The sequence below is a fragment of the Actinoplanes siamensis genome (genome assembly GCF_016862395.1).
Classification (GTDB): domain Bacteria; phylum Actinomycetota; class Actinomycetes; order Mycobacteriales; family Micromonosporaceae; genus Actinoplanes; species Actinoplanes siamensis.
In genome coordinates this window covers 1-17,241 of the sequence record NZ_BOMW01000102.1, presented here as the reverse complement: position 1 = coordinate 17,241, position 17,241 = coordinate 1, and the positions used below count along the sequence as shown (strand labels likewise).

Genomic DNA, 17,241 nt, shown 5'->3' with positions numbered 1-17,241 from the left:
CTATCGGCGAGCCTCGACCTCGCCGGCAACCCGGGGAAATCGACACTCTCCGGCCTGTCGCGGAGATCCAGTGCCGTCCCGTGTCTTCGCCCATCGACGAGGGATACCGTTCCGTCGTGCACCTGCGTCGAAAGCCGAGTAGCAGATGGTCACGCGATCAGCGTCGCGCGGCCATCGCGGTGTTGCTGTCAGCCGCGATGATCGAAATCCGGGCTCTGGCATCGAGGCCTGACAGGTCGAACCATCCAGAGGGGCACCTTGCCGAGATCAGGCTCATCGCCGACGTTTGTCACAACCTGCCCGGTGCCGACCAGCCCCGGCCAGTCGGCGAGTACGACGGACTCGTCTACACCTGGCAGACCGCCAACGACTTTCAGCGATCCTGGCTGCGCAAGCACTTTGCCCAAGCTGGTATCGATACCGCGTTTCTGGAACAAGCCCCGCTGCTGCCGCGGCCCGCTACAGCGCCTGACACCCGGCCCACCTGGAAGCATTGGCAGTTCCCTCGCGATCCGAAAGCGTTCATCGCGGTCAACTCGATGACCCTTGCCAACCTCGTGCGCCGGGCCCAGGCGGTTGAGCACCACGATCCCACCTACGGGCCCGTGCGCACTGCCTTCATCGAGTGGTTCCTTGATCACCTCCACCCAGACGGGCGGCACATCCTACGGCTGAGCCGCCAAGATGAGACTCAGTTCAGGCCCGACGGCCCAGGTGATCTCCGCCAGTACCGTGCTCTGGTGATCATGAGCGACGGGGCGCTCATTGTCGACCACCCTCGGCTCCGCGCAACGGATGTCGCAGCGCTACCCTCTAACCTTTTCCTGCTGCGTCGACTGCAGCTGGCCGCCGTTCCGCCTCGTGGCCGAGAACGCGATGCTGGACTCTGGGCCCGCCACCATCGCGCCACCCATCCAGCCTGCCGAGACTGGACCGTACTCAATACACCAGACGACGCTTGACGCCTCTAACCTGAACCGACATATCGACTAATCTCGAAGTTCGGATAAGACTGCTTGTCCTCGTCGCCTGCGGGTGCGCGGCGTGGGCGCGCGGTGCGGGCTCGGAAGCAGGCCGGACGTGACGGCCCGATCGCAAGCTATCGCACGGGTACGACATTGTCAGCCTGCGGTCGTTGAGTCGGGTTCCGTGACGGCCGCGGGGGCGAGGTAGTGGTGCTACGAGGTCTTCGGGATGCCGGTCTTGGCGGCGATCACCGCGAGGCTGTCGCCTTGGGCCTTGAGTAGCCGGGCGTGCTCGATCTTTTCGGGCGGGTGCGACCGGGCGGCCGAAAGGCGTTCGACCGTCCAGCGACGACGTACCTGTTCCGGGCGCCGATCGCACTGCACGAGCAGCACGGCTGGTACCGGATCGCGCGGGAGGGCGCGGTGAGATACCCCTCACCGGTGGTGGCAGCTGAAGCGGCAGCCACAGGCTGCGGCCCGACCGGGTCGTCGTGGCAGGACTCGGCGGGGCTACGCTGTTTTCTCGCAGGCGGTCGAACGCTAAAAAGGCTGGTGAGCGGAGCCTACCGCACGTTGGCGACGATCCATGAGCGCAATCCGTCGAACGCCGCAGCTGCGTCCGCTCGGTCGACGGTGGCGGCTTCTCCGTTGATGACGTCGTACAGCATCCGTAGCGGTTCGCCCGAGGCCTGCAGGCGGTTCATCATGTCAGGATTCGGCACCTGCCGGGCCAGGTCCCGGGCGGCGTCCAGGCAGGCGACCAGCCTGGCGGCGACGTCGCCGGGCAGTTCCTCTTCCGAGCGCAGGTCGTTGCCGGCCTGCGCGAAGTCGAGGATCTCGGCGCTGTCGTCCGGGAAACGCTGCCCGTGCGCGAGCGCGTCGCGGATCGCGGTGAACCCGTCGACGCCGGTCAGCGGCCCCGCGCCGTCCTGCGCAACCCTGCTGGTCAGCTCCGGCAGTGATCCGGCGAGTAGGACGGTTCCGCCTGCGTTGGTGAGGAAGTAGTCGATCTCTCCGTCGACGTTGCCGCCCCACAGCGTGAACCCGGAACGCTCGGGCAGGATCAGGTGGACCGGGTAGATCCGGGCCGCGCCGAGCAGATCTGTCAGCGTTCCTGACGTTGTCACGACGATCATCTCCAAGCTGCTCTTCGCTTGTTGTGACGAGCTTGTTCTGTCCGGTCAGGGCCAGCCGAGCCGGCCTGACCGTAACGCGCGACTCCACCGGCAACCCCAACCTCAGCTACGAACGGCGGACTTCGCGTCACTGCGTGACATTCAGGACTTGGCCGATCGCGTCTCGCGCCCGCCGCGACTGGACACCTTGGTCGTCGTACATGCCCACGAAGATCGTGACGCATCTCTACACGCCCCGCAGCACCGTTGTTGAGGGAACCGCCAACGTCGTGCGGCCGATCGAGGCACCGGAGTATGCCGTCACTACGGGCCAGTACCTCAACCGCGCCGACGTCGCCGGGGCGCACGCCCAGGCGTATGACCATGACGCCCGCGCCCGGCTCCGAGCGCTGAGCTGACCGGCACCGCCTTTCCGCAGTTCACACCCGAACGCCGAAGAGACACGGAAGATGAGACCCTACAGTGGCGGATGGTCAGCGCCCATGGGCGGCGACGGGACCGCACGCGCGCTGCTCGCGCCCGGCCAGTGCGTGACAGACGTGATCGTCGCTCAACTTGCCGAGACGAGCAGGATGCGGTCGGTCCGGACGACAAGGACCCTGCCGTCCGGGCTGACAGCCAACGCCTCGCCCGCGTAGACCGAATCGAACGAGTCCATCACCTGACGCTGGCAATGTGACTGATCACAGCGCCATAGCACCTGTTGCCAGCGATCGGGTTGCTCCGGTACGACGTCGGTGCCGATGGTGATGTGCAGCCCCTGCCGGCGTGTCGTTGCCGGTTCGGCCGCTGTCGCGTAGACGCGGCCTCCGGCGACCGCCAGCGCTCCCGACCACGAGGGGACGTCGTTGCTGGACAGCGGCACGAGCTGCTCGCCGATACGCAGTGCGTCCGGCTGGAAGGTGACCAGCGGTTCGGTCGAAGTTGCCGGGGCCACCCACGTACGGCCTGGCTCGCCTGCGAAGACCCAGGTGCTCCTGGCATGGGCGCAGGTGACCGGATCGCAGGTTATCAGCGCAGCCTCAACCCCGGTCCGGATGGTCGCGAGCGGGCGGCCGTCGGCGCCGATCGTCAGCCGCGCGCGCTGCCGATACTCGGCGCTGTCCTCCACGATGCGTTCCATGGTGCCGCCGTCGAACCGCTGTGGCTGGGGGCACCCCACCTTCGCGCACCGGATGAAGCGGATCCGGTAGGTAGCCTTGCCGGCTCTGTCGTCGGCGGAAGGAGTTGCCAGGACGAACCAAATGGCCTGGTCGGGTGCGATGGCGACGGCCAGTTCAGGCCATGCGACGGGCTCCTTGGCCGAGGCGCGGGCAGGCAGCCAGGCCTGGCTGCATCCCGCGCGGGTGCAGCGCCCGTAGTTGATGAACGGTCCGCCGTTGTTTTCTCCGCCGCCAAGGGTCGCCGATACCACGGTGGCGCCGTCCGCGCTGATGGAGGCGTCGCCGCGTCCGTCGATCACGAGCGGTGTGCCGTTGTGGGCGACGTAGCTGTCGCATACGTCGTTGTCGCAGAACCGGGCGCCGTCGATGGTTGCCATCACCGGGTGCTTCCCGGCCGGCCAGGCGATCGCCGCCACGCCGTCCGGGGCGTCGGGGTGCGAGCGCACCGTCGGTGCGCCGAACGGGTTCGCCGCAGCGATACCCCAGGGGGTGAGCACAGCGATCGCCGTCGCCGCGGCCACGATTGCCAACCCCGGCAGGCGCATCGGCCTGCCCGCCAACGCACTTAGCCGGGCGTCGTCGACCGCCGGGCGTGCGGGCTCCTGCTCGCCGGTTCCCGTCGCGTCACGTCGCTGCAGGCAGACGTACGCCAGAATGCCGGCCTGCATGGCGATCAGTGCAATCAACAGCACCGCGTCGATCGTCTGTCCCACGACGGGCACGCGCGCAGCGCCGCCGATCCTGTCGGCCAGATGGGCCAGCACCAGTGGAACGGCGACCCCTCCCAGCAGGAACGCTCCGGCGGTGCCCGCCACCGGCCCGGCAGTCACCGCCCCGCCGGGACCGCCGATGAGGCGCGAGAGCACGCTGATGAGGATCCGCGCTGCGAGTACGCCCGCCACCGCCAGCGCGCCCACGACCAGGACAACGCCGGGCAGTCCGCCGCCGGCCGCACCGGCAAGAGCGGCGGCCATCCACAGCAGCGCGAAGGCGAGGACGGCGGCGGCGCACACGCCGACGGCGAGCGCCGGGAGGTAGCGGACCGCGGCGACGATCGCCTTGAGCGGGCGTACGGTGTGCCCGCGCTTCGCCCCGATCAGGGCAAGCGTCGCGGCGGGAAGCGCGAGCAGCCAGAACGTAGCGATCAGGCCGAGTCTTGCCCAGGACGGCGTCCCACCGTCCGAGCCGTCGATCACCAAGACACTGTTGGTGATCGACGCATGCTCGCGGCCCAGGAGCAGGTCCACCAGGGCCAGCCCGATCAGCGTGGGCGCCAGCACAGGTAACACTACGGTCAGTAGCTGCCGCCGATACTTCGCGGCCAGGCGGTAGCCGGCTCCGGCATTACTGACCAGCCCTTGCAGGGCAGGCGACGATGATGACACAGCGTGAACGATAACTGCCATGATCTTGGCGTGGCTCCGGCCAACGAGGTGATCATGGGTGGCCGTCCGGGCATGAGGTGGTTGAATCGTCCGACCCGACGCCGCGGAGCGCGGGCGAGGACCCGAGCGAGACATCGATTGCCATCACGTTCACTGGTCGTTAGCCGGTGATCCGTGGCCGGCTTCATCGAGGCTCACAAAAGTAAGAGGGACCGGCAGTAGGTCCAAGATCCGGCCAGGCGGGTACAGACCCATCCTGCGAGCGTAGAACCGGCCTTAAGAGCGACCGGCGATAGGTCCAAGATCCGGACAGCGGGGACCGTCAGGCAGCAAACAGGCACGGGTCCATTGACTATCGGAGTTCTCTACGCTTCGTAACCAATGGAGTCCCGTGCCTGCGCTGCCATCTTCGTTGCTCGAACCCGTCTGGGTCCAGTTCGCCGTGCTGTGGCCTGAGCAACCCGAGTTCGACCCGTCGCATCCGTTGGGCTGTCATCGCCGCCGGATCCCGGACCGAGTCGTGTTCGAGCACGTCATCGCTGCTCTGGTACACGGCTCCGGCTATGAACGGGTGGCGTCGCAGTCCTGTCTGGTTACTAGCGTCGAATCGGCTGGCGAGACCGGGCGGCTTAGGAATCGGGCTCATAACCGGAGCCCCGGCTCCAGCACACGGACCCCAGCCAGCTCGACGACACCAACCGCCACAGCGATACCGGCCGCGGACCGTCAGCCCCGGAGCTCGCGGTCGACTCGAGGTGTTCAGGTACAGCTCGGCGCCGTCGAGGACGTCCTGGAACCGCTCCCGGATGAGCCGCGCCGACTTCTCGTCCGACTCCCCGGGCGGAACGGCCGGCCGGCGTGAATGTCGAACCGGCGCACTGCCGGGGCTTCTGGTTCATCTCGACGATGAACGTGCTGGTGTGCGCGTCGAACCGGTAGCCGTGGACCTGCATGACGCCGTACGGCGTCTGCTTGACGTAAAACTTGAAGGCGTCGAAGACCTTGTCCGCGCCGAGCCACATTAGCGGCACTGCCGGGTCTCCAGCGTCGGCCCGAATGCGTCGGCATAGCGGCCGCGCGCGGTCGAGTTGACCCCGTCGCCGGCGACGATGAGGTCGTACGACTCACGCAGCAGTCCGACATCGAGTGCCGGCGCGGCTACGGGGTGTCTCCATCTCAACTCTTCGGCACACCGGTGGTATGGATTCGGTCACTCTTACCCGTGCCGTAACCAGGCGAGGACGGCTTGGCGACTCGGCTGCAACGTGCCGATCTGCAGCGACTTCATCCTGATCCCGTTGCGCTCGGGGTTCGGGAAGTCCTCCAGCGTGGCGTACGGTCCGTCGCCGGGTGTCCCGGTCAGGCTGTACCGGAGCGAATTGGCCCAGTTACAGCTGACGTCGCTCTCAGCGCAGACCGTCCACTTGATGCCGGCGAAGGCAGCGACGCCCGGCTTGACCGTGAAGGTCTTCGCGGGGCCGGGTTGCGCGACCTTCCGGGTCGGCACCACGACCAGCTCGTCGGCTGCGTTGACCGGCGCGATCGACAGCCAGCCGTCGAGGGTGCAGGCGTGCTTGCCGCGGTTCGTCAGGGTGACCATCGCCCGCTGGTTGGTGGGTGTCCCGTTCGGCTGGAGGGTGATCGTGGCCTTCAGATCGGCAGTGCGGCAGGCGGATCCCGTATCGGTCAGAGTGGCGGCCCTGGCCTCAGCCGTGCTGTCGGTCGTGTCCTCCGCCGTGCTGCCGGCCGTGGCCGGCGTGGTCGTCGGGCGCAGGGCGGCGGCCAGGTGGTTCGCCTCGGAGCAGCCCGCCGTCGCGCCGAGCAGGAGCAGGGCGGGGGAGGCGGCCACGAGGACTCGGGCGCGGATGTCACGCATGTCTGTTGTCACCAGATTCCTTGAGCGGATGACTCCGTTGATCCTTACCGATCGTGGAGAACAGCACTGAACCGATTAACCCCATCGGCGCGCATGAAGCAGGAACCGAAGTCCCGGCGTGCTGCCCACGCCGCCATTCCGCCTGGCGGCCGGCGCCGGCTCGACCGCGCCGGATCAAGGGCGACGCGCCGGATCGGGCGCCAGGGTGCCCGGCGCGGCGCACCGGGATCATGGCAATCTTACCGCGACGGTCCCGGCCGGCGTGACGATCTACTGGCACGTCGAACGCAAGAGCGTGTGCGTGTACTCGCAGCTCAAGACGTGTTCCTCGTCCGCGGTCGCGGCGGTGATGGAAGGCCCGATCCGGCACGCCGCCGAGGTCGACGTCTCTCGGATCGAGGCGGACTACACGCGGCGGTTACTGCTGGCGGTGAGCAGACCCGACGGCAGATCCATGACGATGGTCAACGCTGCGACTCCGCGACCTCCCGTGGCAGCCCGGTGTTGTCAGGCCTCTGCCCGAGAACTTCGCTCAGGAACTGCCGCACGAACTCGGTGATGTCACTGCGACCGAACTCAAGCTCACCATGACCGCCGGCGGTGGTCATGGTGTGTACGCGGTGGCCGGCCCGCAACAACGCAGGGCAGGTCTGCAACGAGCGGACGGAAGTCCGGCTGAATCCCGACCACGCTGGTGAAGTCCACGCACGAAACCTTTTGCGCACGTTGTTCCGGACCTGCTCGCCCGGACAAAGCGCCGCGAGGAGCGAACCCCGCCCCAAAGTACCGGTGTTCATCGCTCCGGCAGACTGGCTAGGAAAATGCCAAAAGTTGAGACTGCAGAGTCGAGATTCCCGGAAAACAGCAGGTCAGGTGGCTATCGAATGCCACGGAGGATGAGACCCTACAGCCGACACCTATACCAGCGTCCTGCCCGACTCCCAGCGGCCCTGCGCCGACGCCACTGCCGTTCTGGTGCTGGCCGCCGCCCAGCCCGGTTGCGGTGCATAAGCCGATCAGCAGGTGGCGCCTCGGGGATCTGATCAGCAGTTGTCGATGATGCCAGGGACGTCATAGCCGTAGGTGCCGCCCCAGTTGGCGGTGTCGCCGCCGACGCGATAGGTGATCATCCCGACCGGGTAGTAGATGTCGTAGTGGTACGCGCCGTCGTCGGCGCCGCCCTTGTCGGAGTAGTCGATGTACGAGCACGGCGAAGCGATCGGCGACGGCCACACCCGGATGGTCGCGACCTTCCCATCGCTCTGCTTGTCGGCCACGATGAGGTGTTTCTGACTCTGCTTGTACGGGTCGCCATAAAAAGTGATCTTGAAGTCGGCGAGCCGTCCATAGATGACGCTGTCGTGGTGCCGGAACTCGGTCACGGCGGCGAACGCCTGCGACCCGGTCGCGGCCAGCACGCACATCGACGCGACGACGGCGGCGAGCACGGCACGGCCCACCCGCGTACCAGTGCGGCCGTTAGGCTTGATTTTCACGCTTCGCAGCCTATACCCAGGAGGCATGGCTAGCCGTCTTTCTCCAGAGTGGATGTGTCTCATGAGACGCCCCCGAGCCGACGGTCTTTCACTCGGTACAGCTGACCGGGTCCGCACGCCGACGGCCGCCGCGCTCTGGTCTCGGTGGTGGAACCCGCAGCCGGCGGTGAGAATTCTTCGCCAGACCGCTCTCCTCGCGTCCTCGCGTCCTCGCTGGCCGTGGCGGCGGCGAGCGGAGGCGCCGTCGCCACACCACCCGCGCCGCCCGCCAAGCGCTGCGCCGACACCGTCGCCGAGGTGGCCGCGGCCCAGGTCACCGCACGGCTCTGCGGCAAGCGCGTCGGCGTGTGCGGCGCGACTACCGAGACTGACCTGCTGTTCGTCAACCCGGACGGCACCCGCCCCTGGAGCACCGCTACCGTCCCGTGCGCGTCGAGCGCGACGGCGCGTGGCGCGGCGCCGACGCCACGCTGGTCCGCGGCGCCGACGCCACGCTGGTCCGCGGCGCCGACGGCACGATCAGCCCGGCGGCCGCCGCGCCCGGACCCCTTTACCGATCGCGCTTGACGCGCTCAATAACAAGGCAAACCAGTGTGATGATGGCCGCGGCGAGGTAGAGAACGTCGCCGACGGCGCGAATGATCGAGGTCCAGAACTCCATGACATGCTCCCGTGCTGAACTGGGTGGGTCGCCGGCCGGCTCTCCCGCGGACAAGGACAGCAGCTAACGGTGATCTGGTCGACCACTGTGAACCGCTCTAGGCAGTCCATCCCCAGCTCCGGCATGTTCAGCATGGTGTTGCCCCACTGCACGTTGCCGGCGTTGACATGGACCACCACGAGAACCGTGTTGCTGCTGTTCGCGTCCCGAGGACAGCAGCGAGCCGTTGTCGATCTCGTGGAAGCTCATGTTGCGAGGCCAGCGCAGCGTCGGGTTTTGCTTCCGGATCTGGATGAGCCCGGTGAGAAACGGCGCCAGCGACCGGTCGGTCCGCTCGGCGGCCGCGCAGTCGCGGGTCTTGAGCTTGAACTTCTCGTTGTCGATGTCACCCTCGACGCCGGCACGAGGAACATGCTCGAACACTCGTAGCCGGAGTACAGGCCCCACGGTCGCGTGGGCATGCTCGCCAGGATTGCCTTGATCTTGAACATCGGCGGGCCGCCGTGCTGCAGCGTCTCGTGCAGGACGTTGGAGGTGTTGGGCTAGAAGTTCAGCGGCATCCAGTCCGATCGGCCCCGCGCGGTGACGACGCTTTCAACGCGACGATTCCTCGTAGCGGGCCAGGACCGCCTTGAACCGGCTAGCCCGGTGAAGGGCCACGATTCAACAGGCGCTTAGCGCAATGAAACAAGTAGCCGATGTCCGTGTGGCGTCAGCCAGGGTCGAGAAGTCCGTGGTGGTCGGGCTCATACGAGAAGCCCTCCGGTGGCGCGGATGTTGTGGCCGGTGATCCACGCGGCGTCCGGTCCGGTCAGCCAAGCCACGATCGCGGCGATGTCATCGGGCTCGCCGAGCCGCTGCAAGGCGGTCACAGCGATGGTCTGAGTGAGCGTTTCGGCGTTGTTGGCTGATCGGAGCATGTCGGTGTTGACTGCTCCCGGCGACACCGTGTTGACGGTGATGCCGCGCGGCCCTAGCTCGCGGGACGCGACAGCGGTGGCCTGTTCCAGGGCCCCTTTGCTGATCGTGTAGAGCAGCCGGCCAGGTGCCGGTACGACGGTGTTCAACGTCGACACGTTTACGATCCGCCCGCCGCGCCCCATGCGCTCGGCCGCGGCGCGCATCGCCAGCACGGGCACCTTCGTGTTGACGGTCAGCACCCGGTCGATCTCCTCTGCGGTCACGGTGTCCAGAGGCGTACGGGGATTGATGGCCGCGTTGTTGACGAGGATGTCGAGCCGTTCACCGACGGCATCGAACATCGACCGGACACTGCCGACGTCTTCGTGGTCGGTTCGGATTGCGACGGCGCCGGGCACACCCGGATCTGTGCGGCAGGTGAAGTAGACCTGGGCACCCTCGCGGGTCAACCTTTCCACGATTGCCCGTCCGATACCGCGTGAGCCGCCGCTGACCAACGCGATCCTGCCGTCGAGTGTCATGCCGGGCACGCTATGAGAGGATCGCGGTCGAAGTCTTGAACGATTGCGCAGCATGCAGGTGCTGGCGCAGTTCGGCGGGCGTACATCCGCTCATCGCACGGACTTCGCGAGTCAGATGCGGCTGGTCGGCGTAGCCGCATTCTGCGGCCACCCGGCCGAGTGTGACTTGCCCGGCAAGCATGCCGGCGGCGCGTTGGAAGCGGGCGACACGGGCGACTGATCCCGGCGCGACGCCGACGTACTGCCGGAATGCCTGTTCGAGTCGGCGTCGCCGAACACCGAGCAGCGCCGCTGCCTCGTCGACCCCGGTCGGACCGCTGCGCTGCAACCGTTTCCACGCCGCGACCAGCCGGGTGTCGGCCGGATAGTTTGCCTCGCGTGCCGTCCGCCGCATCCAGCCGTCCAGTATCGCGAACCGAGCCGCCCACGCGTCGGTCGTGGCAAGCATTTCGACCAGGCCAGGTGAATCGAACGGCACGATCGTCTCAGCCACTTCCCCCATCGGCATCCCCAGCACGGCGGCCACGCCCGCCGGAGTCAGCCCGACCGTCACCCCATGACCCCACCGCTCCGCAGCGAGCAGAGCCCTCGTCCGCGGCCCCGTAACGACCGCTTCGCCGCTGTCGACATCGATGACGAGCACGGCCGCGACAGCGGGAAGCACCCGGTGGCGCAGGGCCACGCCGGTCCCAGAGCGAAACCCGCCGTACCCGAGCACGTACCACCCCAAGTCACCGCTGACCGATACCGCTGGGATGGTTGCGCACGGTGCTGGCTGCGGCTCAACCGGCAACGAATGCACCTGCACACCACAAGCCTAGAGCCGCATCACCGGCATTCGTCGGCGGAGCAGGCTCTGGCGTTGGAGTCGGTGCCGCGCAGGGGTACCCGGTGCTGGATGCTGCGCGGCTTTCGGCGTACCAGCACAAACACATCAACCTGCATGGCCACTACACCTTCGCGTTGCCCGCGCTGGACGGTGGCCGGCGGCCGCTGCGCGACCCCGATGCCGTTGAGCAATAGGGTCCAGCCGTAGCTTCCAACGGCCGGAACCGCCCGGTGTCAGACAGCGCGGAGGGCGGTGCGGTGCGGGCGCTCGCGTAGGTGATCCAGCGCTGTGGCGGTGGCGTCATCAGCGGGTAGGAGAAGGATCAGTTGCTGGGCGTCCGAGGCAGGGAGCTCCAGGACTTCCCGGTCCCATCGCAGTTGATGCGCGCGTGGATGAGTCATCCTCAGCGGGACTCGGGCGGGAGGGATGTGGCGGTGCAGCCGCCGCGTGAACTCGGCGCCGGCTACGGTCGCGAAGTCCGCCGTGAACCATTCGAACGTTTCGGTCGAGGGCCCGAGCCACAGGTTGAAGACCTGTTCATCGGCGATCTGGTCCCAGTCGACGAAGGTGGTTCTGGCCTGAGGATGGGTGAAGACATACCTGGTGAGGTTGGGCTCATCGGCGTCCAGCAGGCCGGTGTCGCGCATGACCGTGTCGAAGCCGTCGGTGTGGGCAAGCACGTCACCGAGTCGGTTGGTGATGAAGGCGATGCCCGGCTCTAGAAGGGTGAGTATCTGGCGCACGGCTGGCCGTATGGTGCGCTGAGGCGGTGTCGCCCGAACATGTCCGGCGCACGCACCACCAGTGATCTTGGCGAGGTAGCCCAGATGGGTACGTTCGGCGGTGTCGAGGTTGAACGCGTCGGCGAGCGCGTTGACGACCGAGCGGGACGGGTTGCGGTCGCGGCCTTGCTCGATTCTGGTGAGGTACTCGACGCTGATCCCGGCCCGTGATGCCAACTCCGAACGTCGTAGCCCGGGAGCACGTCGCCGCTGGTGTGCCGGAAGGCCCAAGTCCTCGGGTCGGATGCTGTCGCGTTTGGCCCGGACGAAGTCTCCTAGCGGCGTACCCATGCTGCGAGCCTACGGCCCGGCGCGTACGGCCGGCGGGGTGCAGGGTGGCCCTGTGGGGGCCAGCCTGCACCCGGTCTGGCTGCTCGGCCGGAAATGACAGATCGTCGAGGGCATGAGCGACAAGAGCAGACTCGTGGTCATCGTCGGTAGCGTGCGTGAGGGCCGGTTCGGGCCGGTCGTCGCCTCCTGGGTAGCGGACCAGATTCAGGCACACGGCGGTTTCGACGTCGACCTCGTCGATCTGGCCGGGATAGACATCCCGCTGGCGCTGCCGGCCGCTTCGCCTAAGTTCGCCGGGGAGGACTACCCCCGTCCCGAAGGCATGAAAGAGCTCACCGGGAAGCTGTCGGAGGCCGACGCTTTCATCATCGTCACTCCCGAGTACAACCACAGCTACCCGGCGTCGCTGAAGGCGCTCATCGACTGGCACTTCACCCAGTGGACCGCCAAACCGGTAGCGTTTGTCACTTACGGCGGTGCGGCCGGTGGCCGGCACGCAGTGCTGCACTTGGAGAACGTGCTTACCGAACTGCACGCGGTGACCATCCGCGACGGCCTGGCCTTCCCTAACTACTTCACCGCCTGGCGGGACGGCGCCCCGCTGGACGCCGCGGCGGCCGGCTACGCCAAGATGCTCCTGGAACAACTCTCCTGGTGGGCGCAGGCACTGCGTGCCGCCCGTACCGCTGTCCCGTACCCGGGTGGGGCGTGACGATTGATGGACTACACCACGCTGGGTTCGTCGGACCTGCAAGTGAGCCGGATCGCGCTCGGCTGCATGGTTCTGGCCCAACCCACCGACAGGCACCCATGGACGCTGGACGAGGACACCGCTCAGCCGATCTTCCGGCGAGCGGTTGAACTGGGCATCACGCTTTGGGATACCGCGAACGTCTATGGGCACGGCACCTCCGAGGAGATCCTGGGCCGGGCTGTGCGCCGTTTCGCCCGGCGTGAGGAAGTGGTCATCGCCACGAAGGTCGGCCTACCGATGCACGATGGGCCGACCGGCTCTGGACTGTCCCGTCGGGCGATCATGGAGCAGATCGACGCCTCGCTGCGCAGGCTCGGCACCGACTACGTCGACGTTTATCAGGTCCACCGCTTCGACCCGAAGACCGCCGTCGAGGAGACGATGGAGGCCCTGCACGACGTCGTCGCCGCGGGCAAGGCGCGTTTTCTCGGCGCCTCGTCGATGGCTGCCTGGCAGTTCGCCAAGATGCAACACGCTGCTCAACTACATTCCTGGACCGGGTTCGTCTCGATGCAAAACCAATACAGCCTCGTGCAACGCGAGGAGGAACGGGAGATGTTCGGGCTACTGGCCGATCAGGCCGTATCCAGCCTGCCTTGGTGTCCACTCGCCTCGGGCCGCCTTGCCCGCCCCTACGGCCAGCAGACGTCACGCTCGGTCAACGACCAAATCGGCAGGCATTTCTTCGACGACGCCGACCGCACCATCATCGACGCGGTACAGACCGTCGCGAGCGCCCAAGACGTCACCATGGCACAGGTCGCACTCGCGTGGGTTCTGAGCAACCCGGTCGTGGCCGCACCCATCGTGGGTGCCACCGCGCCACACCACCTCGATGACGCCGCCGCCGCAGCAACGGTCACGCTGGGTGAGCAGGAGCACGACATGCTCACCGCTCCCTACACTCCACGGCGACCGACCGGCTATTAGCTTGTCGTTTAACTTCCCGCTCCAGCCGATGTCGCTGCGGACGAGATCGCTGCGTCGTCAAGGGTGACTACGGTGCGTTCCGGCCAGCACCCTGGGCACGGGCAACGACTGGACCCATCGCGCATTGTCTGCGGCAGATCCGGATATCTAACCAAGACCAGACGTCGCGCCAGCGGCGGGAATGCCCTGCTGGGGCGCCGGGCGCTCTCGACCGGGGCACGGCTCAGCGTCCCCGTAGGCGTGGGGCGCTTCGGAGGAGGGGGCCGGTCACGTCTGGCTGAGCGAACTGAACTGGATCCCCGCGAGTTGCCAGCCTTCGTCGTGTTCGATCCACGTTTGGCTGACACGGACCGTCAACGCCATCTGCTGCCCCTGCCAAGTTGAGCGGCTGCGCTGAATGCATCGGACGATCGCGGCGTGGTCGTAACAGCGCACCTCGACATCGCTGCTGTCCAGAGCCGAGTACGAGAACTCGGCGAACTTGCCGATCCACTGTTCCTTGTCGAGGACGTATCCCTGCTCGCCGATGGACTTGAAGTCGTCAGCCAGCAAGGTTTGCAGGGCGTCGGTGTCGCCGTGCAACTCGGCGGCGTCGAAGGCTTGATGAGGTCGTTGGGCATCGAAGGTCACCGGCAGATCCTGCCCCATCTGGCCACGTGACCGCGAGGTACGAGGGAATGTCCTATCATCGGCCGAATCCGCGCATTCGTAGGGTTGGCCTTCGGTCTGGCCGACGGGGGCCGGATCGACCTGGCCCGGGTGCGGCAGCACTGGCCGGACATCCTGCGCCTGGTCGCCTCGGCGCACAGCGGGGCGGTGTCGGCGTGTGACGCGATGCGGATGCTGCAGCACGGCGGGAACCCGACCCAGCTCGGGCAGGCTCTCGCGCATTTCGGCCGGATTTTCAAGACCCGGCACGTTTTGTCGTACGTCGACGCCTAGTCGTATAGGCGGGCGATCAAACGGATGCGTAACCTGCAAGAAGGGCCCTCGGCCTGGTGATCAACTGCGTCACGTTATGGAGCACCGTCTATCTGGACGCGATCCTCGACCGGCTACGCGGCGACGGGTTCCCGGTGTTGGACGCCGATGTGGCTCGGCTCTCGCCGTACATGTACGCCCACATCAACGTCCACGGGCACTACACCTTCACCGCGCCGGATCTGCGCGGCGGTCGGCGGCCCCTGCGCGATGCTGACGCGACAGCCGAGGGGTAGATGGTTCGTTGCGGGCGATCTAATCTCTGGCAGCAGCGGTGACGGCCCAGGTGATTCCCTGGGCAGGGTCCTCCACTGCTACGTACAGACGGTAGCTGTATTCGGTGGGCCTTCGCCAGGTGACGCACCGCAGCCGTTCGGCAAAGGCGGGCACCGGACCGCCGCCGGCCATCACGCGCAGTGCCCGCCACACGGCGAGTCGGCCCAGCGCCTGGCCGGTCTCGTGCGGCACGGCGTAGGGCCCGGTGCCGGTCGCCAGGTGCACAAGGTGCGGGTATGCCCGGGCGAACGGCACCTCGGCGGCCCGGCACGTCTCCCTGTCGGTTGCCACCGTCGCGGCGGCCTCCCAGGCGGTCCCGCGCAAGGCGTACGCCCTGATCGGCTTGTGGGGGTCGTTCAACCCGTTCAGGACCGGGACCGCGGGGTGTTCCACCTGCTCCACGGTGGCAGCCGGTAGCGGGACGCCGCCGGGTAGATCCTCGATCAGCCAGTTGGGGAAGGACCATTGGTAGCAGCCCGAACAGCCGGTCAGGTCGTATTCGGGAATGTCCCACTCGGGGTCCCAGTAAGCGGACTCCCAAGGCTCCAATCGCAACGGGATCTCCGACTCCACGACCTCACGAAGATCCTCGCCGTGTAAAACCCTGGTCTGAGCGACCAACTCGCGGACACGCGGGTGGGTCAGGTGCGGTGCGAGATCGCGCCACGGCCGGCGGGCGACCACCTCCCACAACGGACCGGGAAAACCGTGGTCCTCGTCGGGGTAGAGCTCGGCCGCGGCGACCGCCAGAGCGGGCGATGCCCCCACCGCGACGGCGTGCGCAAGTTCGCGCCGCTCCTCCGGAGTTGCCTCGTCGCCGTCGACTCGGCCATGGGTGGCCAGAGCGAGAAGATCCGCCCAGCGCCCTGCTTCGATCAACAGCAGATTGTTTCGGTACGAGACGCTCACTGTGGCCACCCGCTCATCCTCGCGGATCGCCCTCCACAGTGCCGATCCCGGTCGGATCAAGGTCGCTGACCTGGAAGGCATCAAGGATCTGCATCATGTCATCAGAGGGACGCCTTCGGTTGTCCGCACTTCACGGGGTGGACTGAGCCGTCGGAGGCGTGGCACGCGTGCGCATTCCGGATGTGCCGTTTCATGATCGCTCACCGGAACACCGCCGAATGGACATCCGCCAACGTCAGACGTGTTCCGTAGAGGTGTTCCGCGTGTCGCTCCGATAAGGGAGCCCTATCCGGAACAGCCGAAGGGATGAACAGCACCCAAGTCGGCTACGCCAGCTGCTCAACCGATGAACAAGACGTGGTCGTCCAGACCGAACAGCTGACCGCCCTCGGCGTCGCCCCCGACCGGCTCTACATCGACCGCGGATTCTCCGGCGCCAGCCGCAAGAACCGCGCCGGCCTCGACCAGGCCATCGCCACCGTCTGGAACGGCAGCATCTTCACCGTCACCAAGTTCGACCGCTTCGCCCGCAACATGACCGAGGCCTGCCATATTCTCACCGACTTGTCCGAGCGTGGCGTGCGCTTCGGGCTCGGTGCCTCGATTCACGACTGGAACGATCCGTCATCGAACGGACGGCATGACGATCCGGAGAAAGGGAGGCGGCTACGCCGCCACTCTTCCCAACCCGCCAAGATCTAAAAACCTCAACATCAAAGTCTCTACGGTTTCAGGGGATTGCCAATGACGGGGGCGTCGGGGTAGGCGTGGAGCAGTTGCTGCAGAAAGTAGCAGAAGACCACGGAGACGTTCTTGACGCTGACGTGGTGATGCACGGCGCCGGGTGGCCAGGTTGATGGCGCCGTGCAGGGTGCGGCGCAGGTTGGTGCCCGGAGTCAGGATCCGGTGCCGGATCCCGGTGGGCATCCATGCGGCGCGGATGCGGGGCAGCAGGTCAAGGTGGGTTTCGTCTTCGGCGGGCACGACCGATCCGGTGGGCAGGGCGGCGATGCGTTGGCGGATATCCGCGCAGATCAGGTCGTGGTTGGGGGCGCTTTTGGCGATCAGTCGGGGCCGTGACCAGCGGGCCTGTTCGCGGATGCGGCGGCGTAGCGCGGACAGGCTGATCTGGGGCCGGCCGACTGAGCGCCAGAGGGCGGTGGTGGTCCAGGCTTTTGGGATCATGAGCAGCCGGTGCATGCGTTCGCCGAGGCGGTGGCTGCCTTTGCGGGATCGTCCGCTGCGGGGTCGGTCGGGTAGTCCGGCGAGTCCTTCGTGCTGGTGGCGGGCGATCCAGGGGCGGACGGTGGCGGGGTCGTAGTGCAGCAGGTCGGCAATTTCCGGCGCGGACCAGCCTGCGGCGGA

21 protein-coding genes and 3 pseudogenes are annotated in these 17,241 nt (G+C 67.1%); 10 read left to right on the top strand and 14 right to left on the bottom strand.

Annotated features, from left to right (window positions below; all coding sequences use genetic code 11):
• The coding region (locus tag Asi03nite_RS36490; protein ID WP_307834059.1) for a hypothetical protein at positions 1-962 on the top strand (962 nt) is incomplete at its 5' end.
• Between the two features lie 216 nt (positions 963-1,178).
• Here Asi03nite_RS36490 and Asi03nite_RS36485 read toward each other — a convergent pair.
• Both Asi03nite_RS36485 and Asi03nite_RS36480 read right to left on the bottom strand, forming a co-directional pair.
• A complete protein-coding gene (locus Asi03nite_RS36485; protein WP_203685085.1) occupies positions 1,179-1,358 on the bottom strand; it encodes a hypothetical protein in 180 nt (59 codons plus the stop codon).
• A 170-nt stretch (positions 1,359-1,528) separates the two neighbouring features.
• Positions 1,529-2,092, bottom strand: coding sequence for a SatS C-terminal domain-containing protein (locus tag Asi03nite_RS36480; protein ID WP_203685084.1), 564 nt, complete (start codon positions 2,090-2,092; stop codon positions 1,529-1,531).
• A gap of 209 nt (positions 2,093-2,301) precedes the next feature.
• Between Asi03nite_RS36480 and Asi03nite_RS36475 the strand changes: the two genes are divergently transcribed.
• A complete protein-coding gene (locus Asi03nite_RS36475; RefSeq protein ID WP_203685083.1) occupies positions 2,302-2,499 on the top strand; it encodes a hypothetical protein in 198 nt (65 codons plus the stop codon).
• Between the two features lie 152 nt (positions 2,500-2,651).
• Here the strand turns inward: Asi03nite_RS36475 and Asi03nite_RS36470 are convergent, their stop codons facing one another.
• Entirely contained in the window at positions 2,652-4,649 is a 1,998-nt protein-coding gene (locus tag Asi03nite_RS36470; protein ID WP_203685082.1) for a hypothetical protein, read from the bottom strand.
• A 391-nt stretch (positions 4,650-5,040) separates the two neighbouring features.
• Between Asi03nite_RS36470 and Asi03nite_RS36465 the strand changes: the two are divergent.
• A pseudogene (locus Asi03nite_RS36465) lies at positions 5,041-5,238 on the top strand (IS5/IS1182 family transposase); the annotation flags it as partial.
• 432 nt (positions 5,239-5,670) lie between these two features.
• Here the strand turns inward: Asi03nite_RS36465 and Asi03nite_RS36460 are convergent.
• Both Asi03nite_RS36460 and Asi03nite_RS36455 read right to left on the bottom strand, forming a co-directional pair.
• The gene (locus tag Asi03nite_RS36460; RefSeq protein ID WP_203685081.1) at positions 5,671-5,829 is read right to left on the bottom strand and encodes a hypothetical protein; all 159 of its coding nucleotides are present in this window, start codon (positions 5,827-5,829) and stop codon (positions 5,671-5,673) included.
• 36 nt (positions 5,830-5,865) lie between these two features.
• The gene (locus Asi03nite_RS36455; RefSeq protein ID WP_203685080.1) at positions 5,866-6,537 is read right to left on the bottom strand and encodes a DUF4232 domain-containing protein; all 672 of its coding nucleotides are present in this window, start codon (positions 6,535-6,537) and stop codon (positions 5,866-5,868) included.
• A gap of 247 nt (positions 6,538-6,784) precedes the next feature.
• Here Asi03nite_RS36455 and Asi03nite_RS39060 point away from each other — a divergent pair.
• A pseudogene (locus tag Asi03nite_RS39060) lies at positions 6,785-6,934 on the top strand (Tn3 family transposase); the annotation flags it as partial.
• A 634-nt stretch (positions 6,935-7,568) separates the two neighbouring features.
• On the opposite strand, the gene Asi03nite_RS36445 reads toward Asi03nite_RS39060, so the two are convergent.
• The 5 genes from Asi03nite_RS36445 to Asi03nite_RS36430 form a co-directional block, all read right to left on the bottom strand.
• Positions 7,569-8,021, bottom strand: coding sequence for a hypothetical protein (locus tag Asi03nite_RS36445; RefSeq protein ID WP_203685078.1), 453 nt, complete (start codon positions 8,019-8,021; stop codon positions 7,569-7,571).
• A 519-nt stretch (positions 8,022-8,540) separates the two neighbouring features.
• A complete protein-coding gene (locus tag Asi03nite_RS39055; protein ID WP_373872219.1) occupies positions 8,541-8,834 on the bottom strand; it encodes a hypothetical protein in 294 nt (97 codons plus the stop codon).
• The gene (locus Asi03nite_RS36440; protein ID WP_203685077.1) at positions 8,746-9,105 is read right to left on the bottom strand and encodes a hypothetical protein; all 360 of its coding nucleotides are present in this window, start codon (positions 9,103-9,105) and stop codon (positions 8,746-8,748) included. The genes Asi03nite_RS39055 and Asi03nite_RS36440 overlap by 89 nt, the downstream gene beginning before the upstream one ends.
• A gap of 323 nt (positions 9,106-9,428) precedes the next feature.
• Positions 9,429-10,124: an SDR family NAD(P)-dependent oxidoreductase gene (locus Asi03nite_RS36435; protein ID WP_203685076.1), complete on the bottom strand. Its 696-nt coding sequence runs from the start codon at positions 10,122-10,124 to the stop codon at positions 9,429-9,431.
• 10 nt (positions 10,125-10,134) lie between these two features.
• Positions 10,135-10,932, bottom strand: a complete 798-nt coding sequence (locus Asi03nite_RS36430; RefSeq protein WP_203685075.1) for a helix-turn-helix domain-containing protein — start codon at positions 10,930-10,932, stop codon at positions 10,135-10,137.
• Between the two features lie 83 nt (positions 10,933-11,015).
• Here Asi03nite_RS36430 and Asi03nite_RS38745 point away from each other — a divergent pair, with 83 nt between their 5' ends.
• A complete protein-coding gene (locus Asi03nite_RS38745; protein WP_275409531.1) occupies positions 11,016-11,147 on the top strand; it encodes a hypothetical protein in 132 nt (43 codons plus the stop codon).
• A gap of 39 nt (positions 11,148-11,186) precedes the next feature.
• Here the strand turns inward: Asi03nite_RS38745 and Asi03nite_RS36425 are convergent, their stop codons facing one another.
• Positions 11,187-12,026: a helix-turn-helix domain-containing protein gene (locus Asi03nite_RS36425; RefSeq protein WP_203685074.1), complete on the bottom strand. Its 840-nt coding sequence runs from the start codon at positions 12,024-12,026 to the stop codon at positions 11,187-11,189.
• A gap of 112 nt (positions 12,027-12,138) precedes the next feature.
• Between Asi03nite_RS36425 and Asi03nite_RS36420 the strand changes: the two genes are divergently transcribed.
• Both Asi03nite_RS36420 and Asi03nite_RS36415 read left to right on the top strand, forming a co-directional pair.
• Positions 12,139-12,738 carry an NADPH-dependent FMN reductase gene (locus Asi03nite_RS36420; protein ID WP_203685073.1) on the top strand — a complete coding sequence of 200 codons (600 nt, stop codon included), beginning with the start codon at positions 12,139-12,141 and terminating at the stop codon, positions 12,736-12,738.
• A gap of 6 nt (positions 12,739-12,744) precedes the next feature.
• Complete coding sequence (locus tag Asi03nite_RS36415; protein ID WP_203685072.1) at positions 12,745-13,710, top strand: aldo/keto reductase; 966 nt, start codon at positions 12,745-12,747, stop codon at positions 13,708-13,710.
• A 267-nt stretch (positions 13,711-13,977) separates the two neighbouring features.
• Here the strand turns inward: Asi03nite_RS36415 and Asi03nite_RS36410 are convergent, their stop codons facing one another.
• Positions 13,978-14,358, bottom strand: a complete 381-nt coding sequence (locus Asi03nite_RS36410; RefSeq protein WP_239103191.1) for a nuclear transport factor 2 family protein — start codon at positions 14,356-14,358, stop codon at positions 13,978-13,980.
• Between the two features lie 66 nt (positions 14,359-14,424).
• Here Asi03nite_RS36410 and Asi03nite_RS38740 point away from each other — a divergent pair, with 66 nt between their 5' ends.
• Both Asi03nite_RS38740 and Asi03nite_RS38735 read left to right on the top strand, forming a co-directional pair.
• Positions 14,425-14,652 carry a Tn3 family transposase gene (locus Asi03nite_RS38740; protein WP_203685071.1) on the top strand — a complete coding sequence of 76 codons (228 nt, stop codon included), beginning with the start codon at positions 14,425-14,427 and terminating at the stop codon, positions 14,650-14,652.
• 53 nt (positions 14,653-14,705) lie between these two features.
• Entirely contained in the window at positions 14,706-14,927 is a 222-nt protein-coding gene (locus Asi03nite_RS38735) for a Tn3 family transposase (protein WP_444978656.1), read from the top strand.
• Between the two features lie 19 nt (positions 14,928-14,946).
• On the opposite strand, the gene Asi03nite_RS36395 is transcribed toward Asi03nite_RS38735, so the two are convergent.
• Positions 14,947-15,876, bottom strand: a complete 930-nt coding sequence (locus Asi03nite_RS36395; RefSeq protein ID WP_203685069.1) for a hypothetical protein — start codon at positions 15,874-15,876, stop codon at positions 14,947-14,949.
• A 306-nt stretch (positions 15,877-16,182) separates the two neighbouring features.
• On the opposite strand from Asi03nite_RS36395, the gene Asi03nite_RS36390 reads away from it, so the two are divergent.
• Positions 16,183-16,578: a recombinase family protein gene (locus Asi03nite_RS36390; protein ID WP_203685068.1), complete on the top strand. Its 396-nt coding sequence runs from the start codon at positions 16,183-16,185 to the stop codon at positions 16,576-16,578.
• Positions 16,579-16,619: 41 nt separating this feature from the next.
• Here the strand turns inward: Asi03nite_RS36390 and Asi03nite_RS36385 are convergent.
• Positions 16,620-17,241: pseudogene (locus Asi03nite_RS36385) on the bottom strand (helix-turn-helix domain-containing protein); the annotation flags it as partial.